The 17887-nt window shown below is 72.2% G+C and carries 16 protein-coding genes; 14 read left to right on the forward strand and 2 right to left on the reverse strand.

The annotated features are described in order from the left end of the window. Positions 1–204 precede the first annotated feature (204 nt). The 11 genes from pdxS (at position 205) to SXIN_RS27110 (ending at position 12361) form a co-directional block, all read left to right on the forward strand. A complete protein-coding gene (gene pdxS, locus SXIN_RS27060; protein ID WP_019706324.1) occupies positions 205–1122 on the forward strand; it encodes a pyridoxal 5'-phosphate synthase lyase subunit PdxS in 918 nt (305 codons plus the stop codon). Between the two features lie 162 nt (positions 1123–1284). Continuing rightward, the gene (pdxT, locus tag SXIN_RS27065; protein WP_095758217.1) at positions 1285–1887 is read left to right on the forward strand and encodes a pyridoxal 5'-phosphate synthase glutaminase subunit PdxT; all 603 of its coding nucleotides are present in this window, start codon (positions 1285–1287) and stop codon (positions 1885–1887) included. Between the two features lie 44 nt (positions 1888–1931). Further along, positions 1932–2693, forward strand: coding sequence for a YebC/PmpR family DNA-binding transcriptional regulator (locus tag SXIN_RS27070; protein WP_019708756.1), 762 nt, complete (start codon positions 1932–1934; stop codon positions 2691–2693). Between the two features lie 148 nt (positions 2694–2841). Then, positions 2842–3504 (forward strand): crossover junction endodeoxyribonuclease RuvC, encoded by a 663-nt coding sequence (ruvC, locus tag SXIN_RS27075; protein ID WP_095757669.1) that lies wholly within the window; start codon positions 2842–2844, stop codon positions 3502–3504. Next, positions 3501–4124, forward strand: coding sequence for a Holliday junction branch migration protein RuvA (gene ruvA, locus SXIN_RS27080; protein WP_019708754.1), 624 nt, complete (start codon positions 3501–3503; stop codon positions 4122–4124). Before ruvC ends, ruvA begins: the two co-directional genes overlap by 4 nt. Positions 4125–4190: 66 nt before the next feature. Beyond that, the gene (gene ruvB, locus SXIN_RS27085; RefSeq protein WP_019708753.1) at positions 4191–5276 is read left to right on the forward strand and encodes a Holliday junction branch migration DNA helicase RuvB; all 1086 of its coding nucleotides are present in this window, start codon (positions 4191–4193) and stop codon (positions 5274–5276) included. A gap of 168 nt (positions 5277–5444) precedes the next feature. Beyond that, on the forward strand, positions 5445–5963 hold the full coding sequence (yajC, locus tag SXIN_RS27090; RefSeq protein WP_019708752.1) for a preprotein translocase subunit YajC: 519 nt from the start codon (positions 5445–5447) through the stop codon (positions 5961–5963). Between the two features lie 183 nt (positions 5964–6146). Then, positions 6147–7904, forward strand: a complete 1758-nt coding sequence (gene secD / locus SXIN_RS27095) for a protein translocase subunit SecD (RefSeq protein WP_019708751.1) — start codon at positions 6147–6149, stop codon at positions 7902–7904. Position 7905: 1 nt separating this feature from the next. Beyond that, a complete protein-coding gene (gene secF, locus SXIN_RS27100; RefSeq protein ID WP_095757670.1) occupies positions 7906–9090 on the forward strand; it encodes a protein translocase subunit SecF in 1185 nt (394 codons plus the stop codon). Positions 9091–9094: 4 nt separating this feature from the next. Then, a complete protein-coding gene (locus tag SXIN_RS27105; protein ID WP_019706488.1) occupies positions 9095–9655 on the forward strand; it encodes an adenine phosphoribosyltransferase in 561 nt (186 codons plus the stop codon). 198 nt (positions 9656–9853) lie between these two features. Continuing rightward, positions 9854–12361: a RelA/SpoT family protein gene (locus SXIN_RS27110; protein ID WP_095757671.1), complete on the forward strand. Its 2508-nt coding sequence runs from the start codon at positions 9854–9856 to the stop codon at positions 12359–12361. 94 nt (positions 12362–12455) lie between these two features. Here the strand turns inward: SXIN_RS27110 and SXIN_RS27115 are convergent, their stop codons facing one another. Then, positions 12456–13685, reverse strand: a complete 1230-nt coding sequence (locus SXIN_RS27115) for a DUF349 domain-containing protein (RefSeq protein WP_019708748.1) — start codon at positions 13683–13685, stop codon at positions 12456–12458. A gap of 194 nt (positions 13686–13879) precedes the next feature. Continuing rightward, positions 13880–14719: a peptidylprolyl isomerase gene (locus SXIN_RS27120; protein WP_095757672.1), complete on the reverse strand. Its 840-nt coding sequence runs from the start codon at positions 14717–14719 to the stop codon at positions 13880–13882. A gap of 235 nt (positions 14720–14954) precedes the next feature. On the opposite strand from SXIN_RS27120, the gene SXIN_RS27125 reads away from it, so the two are divergent. From SXIN_RS27125 to SXIN_RS27135, 3 genes are all read left to right on the forward strand, one after another. Next, positions 14955–15668, forward strand: a complete 714-nt coding sequence (locus tag SXIN_RS27125; protein ID WP_019708746.1) for an MBL fold metallo-hydrolase — start codon at positions 14955–14957, stop codon at positions 15666–15668. 12 nt (positions 15669–15680) lie between these two features. Next, the gene (hisS, locus tag SXIN_RS27130; protein WP_019708745.1) at positions 15681–16949 is read left to right on the forward strand and encodes a histidine--tRNA ligase; all 1269 of its coding nucleotides are present in this window, start codon (positions 15681–15683) and stop codon (positions 16947–16949) included. A 236-nt stretch (positions 16950–17185) separates the two neighbouring features. Next, positions 17186–17860, forward strand: coding sequence for a vitamin K epoxide reductase family protein (locus SXIN_RS27135; RefSeq protein ID WP_019708744.1), 675 nt, complete (start codon positions 17186–17188; stop codon positions 17858–17860). Positions 17861–17887: the final 27 nt, after the last annotated feature.

The following is a 17887-nucleotide window of genomic DNA, read 5'->3' on the forward strand; positions in this document are numbered from 1 at the left end:
CGTACGGGCTGCCCGCCCGCCCGGCCCCGCCTAGCCCCGCCCGGCCGGATTGGCCCCTCCGCTCGGGCCACCGTCCGCAAATTGGCCCTTTCCGTACGACACCGCAGCACGGTTTCCTCGAAGCTGTCCCACACAGGTGTCCGGGCCCCCGCCCACCCCGGGCGGACCGGACCGCCGTCATCTGCAGCGAATGAGGTCGAAACCGTGCCCACCACGCCCCCCAGCTCCGCTCCGTCCGCCCCCGAGACCGGCACCGCGCGCGTCAAGCGCGGCATGGCCGAGCAGCTCAAGGGCGGCGTCATCATGGACGTGGTCACCCCGGAGCAGGCGAAGATCGCAGAGGACGCCGGTGCCGTCGCGGTGATGGCCCTGGAGCGGGTCCCCGCCGACATCCGCAAGGACGGCGGTGTCGCCCGGATGTCCGACCCCGACATGATCGAGGGCATCATCGACGCGGTCTCGATCCCCGTCATGGCCAAGTCCCGGATCGGCCACTTCGTCGAGGCCCAGCTGCTCCAGTCCCTCGGCGTGGACTACATCGACGAGTCCGAGGTCCTCACCCCGGCCGACGAGGCCAACCACAGCGACAAGTGGGCCTTCACCACCCCCTTCGTCTGCGGTGCCACCAACCTCGGTGAGGCGCTGCGCCGGATCGCCGAGGGCGCGGCCATGATCCGCTCCAAGGGCGAGGCCGGCACCGGCAACGTCGTCGAGGCCGTCCGCCACCTCCGCCAGATCAAGGCCGAGATCGGCCGGCTGCGCGCCTGCGACAACCACGAGCTGTACGCCGCGGCCAAGGAACTCCGGGCCCCGTACGAGCTGGTCAAGGAGGTCGCCGGACTCGGCAAGCTGCCCGTCGTGCTGTTCTCCGCGGGCGGTGTCGCCACCCCGGCCGACGCCGCGCTGATGCGCCAGCTCGGCGCCGAGGGCGTCTTCGTCGGCTCCGGCATCTTCAAGTCCGGCGACCCGGCGAAGCGCGCCGCGGCCATCGTGAAGGCCACCACCTTCTACGACGACCCGAAGGTGATCGCCGACGCCTCGCGCGGCCTCGGCGAGGCCATGGTCGGCATCAACTGCGACACGCTCCCGGAGAGCGAGCGCTACGCCAACCGCGGCTGGTAACAGCGGAGTTCCCGGCGCGGCCGCGGAACCCCGCGGCCGCGCCCGGGGCGGGGCGGTACCGCCCGGCACCTCCGCGCCCGCGCGCCGTCACCCTCACCGCCGCGCCTCCCGCGCCCCCCGTGCGTTCCCCCTCGTCCCCCGAAGAGGTAGTCACCCGTGCCCGTGCCCACCCCCGCCATCGGCGTCCTCGCCCTCCAGGGCGACGTCCGCGAGCACCTCGCCGCCCTCGCCGCGGCCGGCGCGCCCGCCCGCCCGGTCCGCCGCCCCGGGGAGCTGGAGGAGGTGGGCGCCCTGGTGATCCCCGGCGGCGAGTCCACCACCATGGTCAAGCTGGCCGGTCTCTTCGGCCTGCTGGAGCCGCTGCGGGCACGGGTGCGGGCGGGGATGCCCGCCTACGGCTCCTGCGCCGGCATGATCATGCTCGCGGACAAGATTCTGGACGGCCGGGCCGGGCAGGAGACCGTCGGCGGTATCGACATGATCGTGCGCCGCAACGCCTTCGGCCGCCAGAACGAGTCCTTCGAAGCGGCCGTCGACGTCGCCGGCATCGAGGGCGGACCGGTCGAGGGCGTCTTCATCCGGGCCCCGTGGGTGGAGTCCACGGGCGCCGCCGTGGAGGTGCTCGCCGCGCACGACGGCCACACCGTCGCCGTACGCCAGGGCAACCTGCTGGCCACGTCCTTCCACCCCGAACTGACCGGCGACCACCGGGTGCACGCCCTCTTCGCGGAGATGGCGCGCGGGGCGGCGGCCGCGCACCGGTAGGATCGCGGAGTTCGTATTCATCGGGTCGTTGAAGGAGCGAGGCTGTGTCCGGCCACTCCAAGTGGGCAACCACCAAGCACAAGAAGGCCGTGATCGATGCCAAGCGCGGCAAGCTCTTCGCCAAGCTGATCAAGAACATCGAGGTCGCGGCCCGTACGGGGGGCGGTGACCCGGACGGCAACCCCACGCTCTACGACGCCATCCAGAAGGCGAAGAAGAGTTCCGTTCCCAACAAGAACATCGAGAGCGCCGTCAAGCGCGGCGCGGGTCTGGAAGCCGGCGGCGCCGACTACCAGACCATCATGTACGAGGGGTACGGTCCGAACGGTGTCGCGGTGCTCATCGAGTGCCTCACCGACAACCGCAACCGCGCCGCCTCGGACGTCCGGGTGGCGATGACCCGCAACGGCGGTTCCATGGCCGACCCGGGCTCGGTGTCGTACCTGTTCAACCGCAAGGGCGTCGTCATCGTCCCCAAGGGCGAGGACGGCAAGCTCACCGAGGACGACGTGCTGGGCGCCGTGCTCGACGCGGGCGCCGAGGAGGTCAACGACCTCGGTGAGTCCTTCGAGGTCATCAGCGAGGCCACCGACCTCGTCGCGGTCCGCACCGCGCTCGTCGACGCGGGCATCGACTACGACTCGGCCGAGGCCAGCTTCGTCCCCACCATGCAGGTGCAGCTGGACGAGGAGGGCGCGCGGAAGATCTTCAAGCTGATCGACGCGCTCGACGACAGCGACGACGTGCAGAACGTCTTCGCGAACTTCGACGTCTCGGACGAGGTCATGGCGAAGGTCGAGGCCTGATCCACGGGCACCGCACCACGCGGCACTACGCGCCGGAGCCACGGCGCGGCACGGGCCGACGGGACACACCCCGTCGGCCCGTCGCGCTGTCGGCGGCAGCCGATAGCCTGCAGGAACACCTGACCGAATCGAGGGGAGGGGCGCCGCTGTGCGCGTACTGGGCGTGGACCCCGGGCTGACCCGGTGCGGCGTCGGCGTCGTCGACGGGGTCGCCGGCCGGCCGCTCACGATGCTCGGCGTCGGAGTGGTCCGCACCCCCGCCGACGCCGACGTCCCCGACCGGCTCGTCCTGGTCGAACGGGGCATCGAGCAGTGGCTCGACGAGCACCGCCCCGACTGCGTCGCCGTGGAACGGGTGTTCAGCCAGCACAACGTCCGCACGGTCATGGGCACCGCCCAGGCCAGCGCCGTCGCGATGCTCTGCGCGGCCCGCCGCGGCCTGCCTGTCGCGCTGCACACCCCCAGCGAGGTCAAGGCCGCCGTCACCGGCAGCGGCCGCGCCGACAAGGCACAGGTCGGCGCGATGGTCACCCGCCTGCTGCGGCTCGCCGCGCCGCCCAGGCCGGCCGACGCGGCCGACGCCCTCGCCCTCGCCATCTGCCACATCTGGCGCGCACCCGCCACCAACCGCCTCCAGCAGGCGCAGGCCCTGGCCCGCGCGCAGCACGCGGCGCACCGCTCCGGCCGCGGACCGGGAACCCCCCGTACCCCGCGCCCGGCGGGCGCCCCGGCCGCCGCCCCCGCGCGGCCCGCCGCCGCGAGCCCGGCCGCCGCCCGGCCGGAGAACACCCCCGGAGAGGGACCATCGTGATCGCCTTCGTCAGCGGCCCCGTCGCCGCGATCGCCCCGGGCAGCGCCGTCGTCGAGGTGGGCGGCTTCGGCGTCGCCGTCCAGTGCACCCCGGACACCCTCTCCGGGCTGCGCCTCGGCGAGCAGGCCAGGCTCGCCACCTCCCTGGTGGTCCGCGAGGACTCCCTCACCCTCTACGGCTTCGCCGACGACGACGAGCGGCAGGTGTTCGAACTCCTCCAGACGGCCAGTGGCGTGGGCCCACGGCTGGCCCAGGCCATGCTCGCCGTGCACCGCCCCGACGCCCTGCGGCTCGCCGTCTCCACCGGGGACGAGAAGGCCCTCACGGCGGTACCGGGCATCGGGAAGAAGGGTGCGCAGAAGCTCCTCCTGGAACTCAGGGACCGGCTCGGCGAGCCCCTGGGCACCGGAGCCGCCGCCCGGGCGAAGACCTCCGGGCCCGCCGCCTGGAGCGAGCAGCTGCACGCCGCCCTGATCGGCCTCGGCTACGCCCCCCGCGAGGCCGACGAGGCCGTGGCCGCCGTCGGCCCGCAGGCGGAGGAGGCCCTCGCCGCGGGCACCGCCCCGCCCGTGCCGCAACTGCTGCGCGCCGCCCTGCAGAGCCTGAACCGCACCCGCTGACCCGGACCGGGGCCGGGACCCGCGAGCCGGACCCGGTCACCGGCACCCGCCGAGCTGAGAGAGACCATGAACTGGGACGACACCCCTACCGACACCGCGGCCGGAACCGAGGCCGGGGAGCGGCTGGTGGACGCCGGTGCCGCCGGTGAGGACCAGGCCATCGAGGCGGCGCTGCGCCCGAAGAACCTGGGCGAGTTCGTCGGCCAGGAGCGGGTCCGCGAGCAGCTCGACCTCGTCCTGCGCGCCGCCCGCCAGCGCGGCGCCACCGCCGACCACGTCCTGCTGTCCGGCGCCCCGGGCCTCGGCAAGACCACCCTCTCCATGATCATCGCCGCGGAGATGGGCGCCCCGATCCGCATCACCTCCGGCCCGGCCATCCAGCACGCCGGCGATCTCGCCGCGATCCTCTCCTCCCTCGCGGAGGGGGAGGTCCTCTTCCTCGACGAGATCCACCGGATGTCCCGGCCCGCCGAGGAGATGCTCTACATGGCGATGGAGGACTTCCGGGTCGACGTCGTCGTCGGCAAGGGCCCCGGCGCCACCGCCATCCCCCTGGAACTCCCGCCCTTCACCCTGGTCGGAGCCACCACCCGGGCCGGGCTGCTGCCGCCGCCGCTGCGCGACCGCTTCGGCTTCACCGGGCACATGGACTTCTACGAGCCCGCCGAGCTGGAGCGGGTGCTGCACCGCTCCGCCCAGCTGCTGGACGTCGAGATCGAGTCCGACGGGGCCGCGGAGATCGCCGGCCGCTCCCGCGGCACGCCCCGGATCGCCAACCGGCTGCTCCGCCGGGTCCGGGACTACGCCCAGGTCAAGGCGGACGGGGTGATCACCCGCTCCATCGCGGAGACCGCCCTCGGCGTCTACGAGGTGGACGGCCGGGGCCTGGACCGGCTCGACCGCGCCGTCCTGGGCGCGCTGCTCAAGCTGTTCGGCGGCGGACCGGTCGGCCTGTCCACCCTCTCCGTCGCGGTGGGCGAGGAGCGCGAGACGGTCGAGGAGGTGGCCGAGCCCTTCCTGGTCCGGGAGGGGCTGCTGGCCCGCACCCCCCGCGGCCGGGTCGCCACCCCGGCGGCCTGGGAGCATCTGGGGTTGCGGCCGCCGCAGAACGCGGGCGGCTCCGGCGGTCAGCAGGGCCTCTTCGGGGTGTGACGGCGCGGTCCCCTCGCCTGCCCCGGAACCCCGGTGCCATGCTGGACGTTGTTCCATCGGCGCGAACTCGCTTAGACTCCGCCGATGCCGTCCCATGCACCGGACGGCGCACCCACCCCCGAATACCAGGCCGCATCCCCTGCGGTCGTGCGAAGGAAACCCCGTCCCGTGAATATCGTCACTCTCCTCCCCTTCATCGTGCTCATCGGGGCCATGGTCCTCATGACCCGCTCGGCGAAGAAGAAGCAGCAGCAGGCCGCCGCGATGCGTGACCAGATGCAGCCGGGCACCGGTATCCGCACGATCGGGGGCATGTACGCCACCGTCAAGGAGGTCGGCGACGACACGGTCCTCCTGGAGGTCGCTCCCGGGGTCCACGCCGTCTACGCCAAGAACGCCGTCGCCGCGGTCCTCGAGGACGCGGAGTACAACAGCATCGTGCACGGCACCGACTTCGACGGCGGCGAGCTCAAGTCCGGCACCCCGGTCGTCCCGGACGACGCGTCCTCGCTCACCGCGGCGGACCGTCCGGCGGCCGGTGACGAGCCCGTGGTCGACCTCGGCAAGGACGCCGCCGACGACGAGCGGCCGGCCGGCGACGCCGCGGGAGACCGGACCGGTGACAGCGAGGCCGCCGAGGCCGCCGAGGCCGACAAGAAGGACGACGGCGGCACCGGCGCGAAGTAGGCACGTCCGCGGGTTGCGACCGCCCGCGCCGGGCGCCGTCGTCCGAGACCGGGACACGGCACCGCCGCACCGGGCACCACCGCCCGCCGGACGTCCGTACCCGCGGAGCACCGTCCTCCATTACACTTCGTGGCCGCCCGCTCACGACCGATGCGGTGCGGTTGGACAGGGAGAATCGAGAAGGTGGCAGCACCGAAGAAGGGCCGGCGCCCCTCGGGGGCCCAGGGCAGGCCGGGGCGCACCCTGGTCCTGTTCCTGATCGCCGTGGTGGCGCTGACCGGGGGGATGTTCCTCTCCGGGCACACCACACCGCGACTGGGAATCGACCTCGCGGGCGGGACGACCATCACGCTCACCGCCAAGAACCAGCCCGGTGAGCAGAACGCGATCAACCAGACCAACATGAACACGGCGGTCGGCATCATCGACCGCCGTGTCAACGGTCTGGGTGTGACCGAGGCCGAGGTGACGACCCAGGGCGACCGCAACATCGTCGTCAACCTCCCCAAGGGCACCGACGAGGAGCAGGCGCGGGAACAGGTCGGTACGACCGCCCAGCTGCAGTTCCGGCCGGTGCTCGGGGTCGCGCAGGGCGCACCCGCCCCCGAGCCCACCGGGAGCCCCTCGGCCGGCGCGGACGACGAGGGGAAGAACGGCGACAAGGCCGGGGAGAGCGGGGAGAAGGACGCCGAGTCCGCGGAGCCGTCTCCCTCCGCCACCACCCAGGGCCGTGCCCTGACCGACGCGCTCGCCGCCGACGCCTCGGAGAAGCCCGAGGCGGCGCCCACGCAGTCCCCCGGCGAGACCGGCACCCCCGAGGCCCCCGCGCCGGAATCCGGGATCCCCGCCGAGCTCCAGAAGAAGCTCGACGCTCTGGACTGCTCGAAGCCCGAGGAGCGTGCCAAGGCCGGCGAGGGCGACAAGCCCGGTGACAACACCGTCGCCTGCGACCAGGAGGGCACCGTCAAGTACGCGCTCGGCCCGACGGATGTCGCCGGCACGGAGGTCGACGACGCCAAGGCGCTCTTCGACTCCCAGACGGGCAAGGGCTGGGTGGTCACCCTCGACTTCAACGGCAAGGGCGCCGAGCAGTTCGCGGACGCCACCGAGCGGATCTCCCAGCAGCAGCCGAACCAGTTCGCCATCGTCCTGGACGGCGAGGTCGTCTCCGCGCCGTCGGTCGACACCCGCATCGGCGGCGGCAACGCCGAGATCTCCGGCAGCTTCACCCAGCAGTCCGCCGAGGACCTGGCCAACGTCCTGTCCTACGGCGCCCTGCCGCTCTCCTTCGAGGAGAGCAACGTGACGACGATCTCTCCCACGCTCGGTTCCGAGCAGCTCAAGGCGGGCCTGATCGCCGGAGCCATCGGACTGGCCCTGGTCGTCGTCTACCTGTTCTTCTACTACCGGGTCCTGGGGCTCGTCGCGGTCTCCAGCCTGGTGGCCGCCGCCCTCCTGACCTACGTGATCATGACGCTGCTCGGCCCGGCCATCGGCTTCGCGCTGAGCCTCCCGGCCGTCTGCGGTGCCATCGTGGCCATCGGCATCACGGCGGACTCCTTCATCGTCTACTTCGAGCGGATCAGGGACGAGATCCGCGAGGGCCGCACCATCCGGTCGGCCTTCTTCCGGGCCTGGCCGAGCGCCCGGCGGACCATCCTGGTCTCCGACGTCGTCTCGATCATCGCCGCCGTCGTGCTCTTCATCGTCTCGGTCGGTTCGGTGCAGGGCTTCGCCTTCGTGCTGGGCCTGACGACGGCCGTGGACATCGCCATCGTCTTCTTCCTGACCAAGCCCCTGATGACGATCCTGTCCGGCCGGACGTTCTTCACCAGCGGGCACCCCCAGTCCGGGCTCGACCCGAAACGGCTCGGTGCCAGCCCGCCCCTGCGCGGGCGGCGCCGCCCGGCCCTCGCCACCACCGACCCGAAGGAGGCATGAGATGTCACGACTCGGCACCCTCGGTGGCAAGCTGTACCGCGGCGAGTTGAGCTACGACTTCGTCGGCCGGCGCAAGTTCTGGTACGGCATCACGCTGCTCGTCGTCATCACGGCCCTGGCCGGTCTGGGCGTCCGCGGGCTGTACCTGGGCATCGAGTTCCAGGGCGGAGCCGTCTTCACCACCCAGCCATCGGCCCCCATCTCCGTCGAGCAGGCGCGGGAGACGGTCCGGGAGACCTCCGGGCGCGACGCCCGCGTCCAGGAATTGGGAAGCGGCGCGCTCCGCATCCAGGTCACGGAGCTGACCACCGAGCAGTCCGGCGAGACCCGGGAAGCCCTCGCCGAGGAGCTCGGCATCGCGGCGGAGGACCTCAACGTCGAACTGGTGGGCCCCAGCTGGGGTGACCAGATGACCACGAAGGCCATCCAGGGCCTGGTGGTCTTCCTGGCCCTGGTGAGCGTCTATCTGGCGATCGCCTTCGAATGGCGGATGTCCGTGGCCGCCCTCGTCGCCCTCCTCCACGACCTGATCATCACCGTCGGCGTCTACGCCATCGTCGGCTTCGAGGTGACTCCGGGCACCGTGGTCGGTGTGCTGACGATCCTCGGTTACTCGCTGTACGACACCGTGGTGGTCTTCGACAAGGTCAAGGAGAAGACCCAGAGCTACACCAAGCAGACCCGCTACACCTACGGGGAACTGGCCAACCTCGGCATCAACGCCACGGTGATCCGCTCGGTGAACACCTCGGTGGTCGCCCTGCTGCCGGTGGCCGCGCTGCTCTTCATCGGCAGCGGCCTGCTCGGCGGCGGCATGCTGAAGGACATCGCGCTGTCGCTCTTCGTGGGCCTCACCGCGGGTACGTTCTCCTCGATCATGATCGCCACCCCGATCTCCGTGGACCTGCGCCTCCGCCAGCCGGACGTGAAGGCGCACGACCGCCGGGTGCTGGGCAAGCGCGCCCGCCGGGAGGCGGCCGGTGAGCAGGACGGTGCCGACGGCCCCGCCGGGGAGGACACCGGCCGGGAGGACGAGGACTGGGAGACCGGCGCCGAGGACGAGGCCGACGGCACCCCGGAGCCGCGGGCCGCCGCCCCGGCCGGTGCCACCTCCGCCGACGTACCCCGCCCGCCCGCCGCCCGCGGCGGACGCGGACGCGGGCGCGCCTCCGGAAGGCGGAGGTGATCCCGTGACCGCCACGGCCCCGGTGTCCCAGGAGCTGCGGAGCCGGCTCCTCGGCCGCATCCGCGATGTCCCCGACCACCCGAAGCCGGGGGTGACGTTCAAGGACATCACCCCGCTGCTGGCCGACCCGGCCGCCTTCGGCGCGCTCACCGACACCCTCGCCGAGCTGTGCCTGCGGCACGGCGCGACCAAGGTCGTCGGACTGGAGGCGCGCGGGTTCATCCTCGCCGCCCCCGCCGCCGTCCGCGCCGGGCTGGGCTTCGTCCCCGTCCGGAAGGCCGGCAAGCTGCCCGGGGCCACCCTGGGCCAGGCGTACGACCTCGAGTACGGCAGCGCCGAGATCGAGATACACGCCGAGGACCTGGACCCCGGCGACCGGGTGATGGTGATCGACGACGTACTGGCCACCGGCGGGACCGCCGAGGCGTCGCTGTCGCTCATCCGGCGGGCCGGAGCCGGTGTCGCCGGGGTGGCCATGCTCATGGAGCTGAGCTTCCTCGACGGCCGGCAGCGGCTCGAGCGGTCGCTCTCCGGTGCCCCGCTGGAGGTCCTCCTCACCCTCTGAGACGCGGATCACAGCATGACCGAGGGCGGGCGCCACCTGGGCGTCCGCCCTCGTCACGCCCGCCTCCCCGGCCCCGGCGGGAGCCGGGCCGCGCCGATTCACCGGGGGCCGATACCATGGATGTCCGGATCTCAACGGGAGTCCGGACCCGTCTCCCCGGCTGCCCGCGGGGAGAGGCCACCCCCCTGAGGAGTGCTCTTGCCGGACAAGGCCAAGCCGCTCACCGCCGCGACGCAGCCGGAGAAGCCCGCCGAGACCACGGCGGCGCAGGACACGACCGCGCGCCGGAACGGGAGCGCGGCCGAGCCGGTGACGCCACTCTCCGCACCCAAGCCGAAGCCCCCCGCCACGGAGGCCCGCTCGAACGGCGTGAGCGCCACGGCGCGCCCCGCGCCGGGCGCCGTCGCGCGCTCCGGCTCCTCCAACCGGGTGCGCGCCCGGCTGGCCCGGCTCGGGGTGCAGCGCTCCAGCCCGTACAACCCGGTGCTCGAACCGCTGCTGCGCATCGTCCGCAGCAACAACCCCAAGATCGAGAGTGCCACGCTCCGCCAGATCGAGCGGGCCTACCAGGTGGCCGAGCGCTGGCACCGCGGCCAGAAGCGCAAGAGCGGCGACCCGTACATCACCCACCCGCTCGCGGTGACGACCATCCTCGCCGAGCTGGGCATGGACCCGGCGACGCTCATGGCGGGCCTGCTGCACGACACCGTCGAGGACACCGAGTACGGCCTGGACACCCTCCGCCGCGACTTCGGCGACCAGGTCGCCCTGCTGGTCGACGGGGTCACCAAGCTGGACAAGGTCAAGTTCGGTGAGGCCGCCCAGGCCGAGACCGTGCGGAAGATGGTCGTGGCCATGGCCAAGGACCCGCGGGTCCTGGTCATCAAGCTCGCCGACCGCCTGCACAACATGCGCACCATGCGCTACCTCAAGCGGGAGAAGCAGGAGCAGAAGGCCCGCGAGACCCTGGAGATCTACGCCCCGCTCGCGCACCGGCTGGGCATGAACACCATCAAGTGGGAGCTGGAGGACCTCGCCTTCGCGATCCTCTACCCCAAGATGTACGACGAGATCGTGCGGCTCGTCGCCGAACGCGCCCCCAAGCGCGACGAGTACCTGGCCATCGTCACCGACGAGGTCCAGGCCGATCTCCGCGGCGCCCGCATCAAGGCCACCGTCACCGGCCGACCCAAGCACTACTACAGCGTCTACCAGAAGATGATCGTCCGCGGCCGTGACTTCGCGGAGATCTACGACCTGGTGGGCATCCGCGTCCTGGTGGACACCGTCCGCGACTGTTACGCGGCGCTCGGCACCATCCACGCCCGCTGGAACCCGGTGCCGGGGCGGTTCAAGGACTACATCGCGATGCCCAAGTTCAACATGTACCAGTCGCTGCACACGACGGTCATCGGGCCCAACGGCAAGCCGGTCGAGCTGCAGATCCGCACCTTCGACATGCACCGCCGCGCCGAGTACGGCATCGCCGCGCACTGGAAGTACAAGCAGGAGGCCGTCGCGGGCGCCTCCAAGGTCCGCACCGACGCCCCCCGGGGAGTCGGCGGCAAGGACGACGCCATCAACGACATGGCGTGGCTGCGGCAGCTGCTGGACTGGCAGAAGGAGACGGAGGACCCGGGCGAGTTCCTGGAGTCCCTGCGCTTCGACCTCTCCCGCAACGAGGTCTTCGTCTTCACCCCCAAGGGCGACGTCATAGCGCTGCCCGCCGGCGCCACCCCCGTCGACTTCGCCTACGCCGTGCACACCGAGGTCGGCCACCGCACCATCGGTGCCCGCGTCAACGGCCGCCTCGTACCGCTGGAATCGACCCTGGACAATGGCGATCTGGTCGAGGTCTTCACCTCCAAGGCGCCCGGCGCCGGCCCGTCCCGGGACTGGCTCGGCTTCGTCAAGTCGCCCCGGGCCCGCAACAAGATCCGCGCCTGGTTCTCCAAGGAGCGCCGCGACGAGGCCATCGAGCACGGCAAGGACTCCATCGCCCGGGCGATGCGCAAGCAGAATCTGCCCATCCAGCGCATCCTCACCGGGGACTCGCTGGTCACGCTGGCGCACGAACTGCGCTACCCGGACATCTCCTCGCTCTACGCGGCCATCGGCGAGGGCCATGTCACCGCGCAGAACATCGTGCAGAAGCTGGTCCACGCCCTGGGCGGGGAGGACGAGGCCAACGAGGACCTCGCCGAGTCCACGCCGCTGCGCCCCCGGACCAAGCGGCGGGCGAAGGGCGACCCGGGCGTGGTGGTCAAGGGCGTCGACGACGTCTGGGTGAAGCTGGCCCGCTGCTGCACCCCGGTGCCGGGGGATCCGGTCATCGGCTTCGTCACCCGCGGCAGCGGCGTCTCGGTGCACCGCGCGGACTGCGTCAACGTGGACTCGCTCTCCCAGCAGCCCGAGCGCATCCTGGAGGTGGAGTGGGCGCCGACCCAGTCCTCCGTCTTCCTGGTGGCCATCCAGGTCGAGGCGCTGGACCGGTCGCGGCTGCTCTCGGACGTCACCCGCGTGCTGTCCGACCAGCACGTCAACATTCTCTCCGCGGCCGTGCAGACCTCCCGGGACCGGGTGGCCACCTCGCGCTTCACCTTCGAGATGGGCGACCCGAAGCATCTCGGCCATGTGCTGCGGGCGGTCCGCACGGTGGAGGGCGTCTACGACGTCTACCGCATCACCTCGGCCCGCCGGCCGTGAGAACGGCGGGAACGGGAACGGCGAACGGCCCCGGTGCGCATGCAGTGCGCACCGGGGCCGTCCCGCGTCCCTGCCCATACGGGGGCTAGGCTGCTCAGCCGCCGAACTCCTGCAGGCCCTTGAGCGCCTGGTCCAGCAGGGCCTGACGGCCCTCCAGCTCCTTGGTGAGCTTGTCGGCCTTGGCGTTGTTGCCCGCGGCGCGGGCCGCGTCCACCTGGCCGCGCAGCTTGTCGACCGCGGCCTGCAGCTGGCCGGTCAGCCCCTCGGCGCGGGCCCGCGCCTCCGGGTTCGTCCGCCGCCACTCGGCTTCCTCGGCCTCCTGGATGGCCCGCTCGACCGCGTGCATCCGGCCCTCGATCTTGGGGCGGGCGTCGCGCGGTACGTGGCCGATGGCCTCCCACCGCTCGTTGACCGAACGGAAGGCCGCCCGCGCCGCCTTGAGGTCGGTGACCGGCAGGAGCTTCTCCGCCTCGGTCACCAGCTCCTCCTTGCGGGTCAGGTTCTCCCGCTGCTCGGCGTCCCGCTCCGAGAACGCCGCGGAGCGGGCCTGGAAGAAGACGTCCTGCGCGCCGCGGAAACGGCTCCACAGGTCCTCCTCCGCCTCCCGCTGGGCGCGGCCCGCCGCCTTCCAGGCGGACATCAGCTCGCGGTACCGGGCGGCCGTCGGGCCCCAGTCGGTCGAGCCGGAGAGCGCCTCGGCCTCGGCGACCAGCTTCTCCTTGGCCTGCCGGGCCTCCTCGCGCTGCGCGTCCAGCGCGGCGAAGTGCGCCTTGCGCCGCTTCGAGAACGCCGAACGGGCGTGGGAGAAGCGGTGCCACAGCTCGTCGTCCGTCTTGCGGTCGAGCCGGGGCAGCCCCTTCCAGGTGTCGACCAGTGCGCGCAGCCGCTCGCCGGCCGACCGCCACTGATCACTGCCCGCCAGCTCCTCGGCCTCGGCGACCAGCTTCTCCTTGGCCTGCCGGGCCTCGTCGGACTGCCGGGCCTTCGCCGCCCGGCGCTCCTCGCGCCGCGCCTCGACGACCTCGACGAGCTTGTCGAGCCGCTGCCGCAGGGCGTCGAGGTCGCCCACCGCGTGGTGCGCGTCGATCTGCTCCCGGATGTGGCCGATGGCCGTCATCGCGTCCTTGGACGACAGGTCGGTCGTCCGCACCCGGCGTTCGAGGAGGCCGATCTCCACGACCAGCCCTTCGTACTTGCGCTCGAAGTAGGCAAGGGCCTCGTCGGGAGAGCCGGCCTGCCACGATCCGACGACCTTCTCGCCCTCGGCCGTACGCACGTACACGGTCCCCGCCTCGTCGACGCGGCCCCACGGGTCGCTGCTCACAGCGCCTCCTCCACATGATGCCGCCACGAGCTCACGGCTCGCGGGCATCGTCCACAGTTCCGCCCTCCTCGCCCCCTGCGGGGAGGAGGGGCCCGGGCCGGCTCAATCGCCCTGACCGGTTACACGCCAAACATAGGCGAATCCCGGGCCGGCTGTCCGCATCCGGACGGCCGGGATTTGGCATACCGAGCGGCTCAGGACTTGCGCACCGTCGCCTTGTTGATCACGACGGTGGCGTTGGGCGCGGTGTTCTGCGTCGCGTCGGGGGCGGCGGCGCCCGCGTCGGCGATCTTCTTCAGCACCTTCATGCCCTCCTCGCCGACGGTCCCGAACGGCGTGTAGTCGGGCGGCAGCTGGCTGTCCTGGTAGACGAGGAAGAACTGGCTGCCGCCGCTGTCCCGGCCCTTCTTCTCCGCGGCGTTGTACTTGTTGGCCATCGCCACGGTGCCCGCCGGATAGACGTTCCCCTTGAGCTTCGGGTCCTTGAGGTTCTCGTCCGGGATGGTGTAGCCGGGGCCGCCCTGCCCCGTCCCGTTCGGGTCGCCGCACTGCAGGACGTAGATGCCGGACTCCGTCAGCCGGTGGCACTTGGTGTGGTCGAAGAACCCCTCGCCCGCCAGGAAGTTGAAGGAGTTGACGGTGCGCGGTGCCTTCTCCGCGTCCATCGTGATGCCGATGTCGCCGCAGGTGGTCTCCAGCTCCATCACGTAGGAGGCCGAGGTGTCGATCGTCATCGCCGGCTCCTTCTTCCACTGCTCGGTGCCGGGCTCGCCCTCGGCCGGCTCGTCGCAGGGGTCGGGAGCCTTGCTCGTCGCGGACGCCTCCGGGGAGGCCGCGGCGTCGTCCTTCTTCTGGTCGTCGCCGCCCAGGCCCGCCGTGGCGGCCGCCGCCGCGCCCGCGACGAGAACGGCGGCCACCGCGGCCGCGATCACCGCGTTGCGGCGGCGCGCCCTGCGCCGCTGGGCGCGGCGCTCCTGCTGCCGCTCGAACTTCTTCCGGGCGAGTTCTCTCCGCCGCTGGTCGCTCGTGGCCACCGGTCCGTCTCCTCGTGACGTGAAGGGTCTGTCGGTCGTTGTGCCGGTCGTTGCGTCGGTCGTTCTGCCGGTCTTGTCCCTCGTGGTCCTGCTCGTGTCCGTCGTGGTCCGCCCCGGTGCGCCCGGCCGGCGCGGAACCTGGCCGTACCGTATACGGGTTCGCGGCCGGTGGACCGCCGCCGGTAGGCTCTGACCTGACCGACATCAGTTACCGGACCACATGTTGGGGACGATTGTGCTCATTGCCGGGTTCCCCGCCGGGGCCTGGGGGACCAACTGTTACCTGGTCGCCCCCGCCGCGGGCGAGGAGTGCGTGATCATCGACCCGGGCCACGAGGCGGCCCCCGGCGTCGAGGAGACGCTCGCCAAGCACCGTCTCAAGCCCGTCGCCGTCGTCCTCACCCACGGGCACCTCGACCACGTCGCCTCGGTCGTGCCCGTCTGCGGCGCGCATGACGTACCGGCCTGGATCCACCCCGAGGACCGCTACATGATGAGCGACCCGGAGAAGGCCCTCGGCCTCTCGATCGGACAGCAGCTCATGGGCGAGCTGACGATCGGAGAGCCCGATGACGTCAGGGAACTGGCCGACGGGGCGAAGCTGGAGCTGGCCGGCCTGGAGTTCGCCGTCGCGCACGCGCCCGGGCATACCAAGGGGTCGGTGACCTTCCGGATGCCCGAGCGGGCCGATGTGCCGCAGGTCTTCTTCTCGGGCGACCTGCTGTTCGCCGGCTCCGTCGGACGCACCGACCTGCCCGGCGGCGACCACGCCGAGCTGCTCCGGTCGCTGGCCCGGGTGTGCCTGCCGCTGGACGACTCGACGGTGGTGCTGTCCGGCCACGGCCCCCAGACGACCATCGGCCGCGAGCGCGCCGCCAACCCGTTCCTGCGGGAGGTGGCCGCCGGCCCCGGAACGGCCGGACCGGCCGTTCCACGACGAGGAATGTGAAGAATCTCCCCAGTGAGCACCTTCAAGGCCCCCAAGGGCACGTACGACCTGCTCCCGCCCGACTCCGCCGTGTACCTCGCGGTGCGGGAGGCGATCTCCGCCCCGCTGCGCCGGGCCGGCTACGGCTACGCCGAGACCCCCGGCTTCGAGAACGTCGAGCTGTTCTCGCGCGGTGTCGGCGAGTCGACGGACATCGTCACCAAGGAGATGTACACCCTCACCACCAAGGGCGGCGACGAGCTGGCGCTGCGCCCCGAGGGAACCGCCTCCGTGCTGCGCGCCGCGCTGGAGGCGAACCTCCACAAGGCCGGGAACCTCCCGGTGAAGCTCTGGTACTCCGGCTCGTACTACCGCTACGAGCGCCCGCAGGCGGGCCGCTACCGGCACTTCTCGCAGGTCGGCGCCGAGGCCATCGGAGCCGAGGACCCGGCGCTCGACGCCGAGTTGATCATCCTCGCCGTGGACGCCTACCGGTCGCTGGGCCTGAGGAACTTCCGGCTGCTGCTGAACTCGCTCGGCGACCAGGAGTGCCGCCCGGTCTACCGCGCCGCGCTCCAGGACTTCCTGCGCGGGCTCGACCTCGACGAGGACACCCGGCGGCGCATCGAGATCAACCCGCTGCGGGTCCTCGACGACAAGCGGGAAGCGGTGCAGAAGCAGCTCACCGGGGCGCCGATGATGCGCGACCATCTGTGCGCGTCCTGCACGGCGTACCACGAACAGGTGCGCGAGCTGCTGACCGCCGCGGGCGTGGACTTCGAGGACGACACCAAGCTGGTCCGCGGCCTGGACTACTACACCCGCACCACCTTCGAGTTCGTCCACGACGGCCTGGGCTCGCAGTCCGCGGTCGGCGGCGGCGGGCGGTACGACGGGCTCTCCGAGATGATCGGCGGGCCGTCCCTGCCGTCCGTCGGCTGGGCGCTCGGCGTGGACCGCACGGTGCTCGCCCTGCGCGCCGAGGGCGTCGAGCTCGCCCTGCCCGCGGCCACCCAGGTGTACGCGGTGCCGCTCGGCGAGGAGGCGCGGCGCGTGCTCTTCGGCGTGGTCACCGAGCTGCGCCGGGCCGGGGTCGCGGCGGACTTCAGCTACGGCGGCCGCGGTCTCAAGGGCGCCATGAAGTCGGCGAACCGCAGCGGGGCGCGGATCGCCCTCGTCGCCGGGGAGCGGGATCTGGCCGAGGGCGTCGTCCAGGTCAAGGACCTGGAGAGCGGCGAGCAGCGGGCCGTACCGGCCGACGGGGCCGTCGCGGCGGTCCGGGCCGCCCTGGGCCTGGGCTGACGACGCGGACGGCCGCCGCCCCGTGGTGAGGGCCCGTACGGATGCGCTTCCGTACGGGCCCCAGCACGTCCCGGCCGGTTCTCCTTATGGCCGCCGAACAACCGGTGCGGAAGAATGTTCGGCCGGATGTCCCTCGTCCGGTTGACCGGCCGGACGGGGGCGCCGACCGGTGCCACAATGTGCGAGGCCCGCCCGGCACCGGCCACGGGACCGACGGAAGCGACGGAAACGGCGATATGACGATGACAGAGCGGGATGACGTGTCCGCCACCGACGGGGACGGCGGCGGGGGCGCGGGGTACGGGACGGCCGGTGTCCGCGGCGCCCTCGGCAGCGGCCGCGCCTTCGCCCTGATGCTGGTGATCACCGGCGCGGCGGGCCTCCTCGCGGCCTGGGTCATCACGCTCGACAAGTACAAGCTGCTGGAGGCCAAGGCGGAGGGCACCACCTTCACCCCCGGCTGCAGCCTCAACCCGGTCGTCTCCTGCGGCAACATCATGGAGAGCGACCAGGCCTCCGTCTTCGGCTTCCCCAACCCCATGCTGGGCCTGGTCACCTACGGCATGGTGATCGCCATCGGCGTGGCCCTGCTGGGCGGCGCCCGCTTCCCCCGCTGGTACTGGCTCGGCCTGAACGCCGGCACCCTCTTCGGCGTGGGCTTCTGCATGTGGCTCATGTACCAGTCGCTGTACGTCATCGGCTCGCTCTGCCTGTGGTGCAACCTCGCCTGGGTCGCCACCATCGTGATGTTCAGCTACGTCACCGCGCACAACATCCGGCACCGCCTCGTCCCGGCGCCGGACGGCCTGCGCCGCGCGGTGGCGGAGTTCCACTGGGTGCTGCCGGTGGTCTGGATCGGCGCCATCGGCATGCTGATCCTGACCCGCTGGTGGGACTTCTGGACGGGCTGAGCCCTCGCCCCTCCCGGCTCCGCCGGC

This window comes from Streptomyces xinghaiensis S187, from assembly GCF_000220705.2.
Taxonomy (GTDB): Bacteria; Actinomycetota; Actinomycetes; order Streptomycetales; family Streptomycetaceae; genus Streptomyces; species Streptomyces xinghaiensis.

Bases quoted from the DNA above. Each gene is read 5' to 3' on its own strand.
- ruvB (WP_019708753.1), top strand. From the start codon at position 4,191: ATGAACTGGGACGACACCCCTACCGACACCGCGGCCGGAACCGAGGCC.
- secF (WP_095757670.1), top strand. From the start codon at position 7,906: ATGTCACGACTCGGCACCCTCGGTGGCAAGCTGTACCGCGGCGAGTTG.
- SXIN_RS27135 (WP_019708744.1), top strand. From the start codon at position 17,186: ATGACGATGACAGAGCGGGATGACGTGTCCGCCACCGACGGGGACGGC.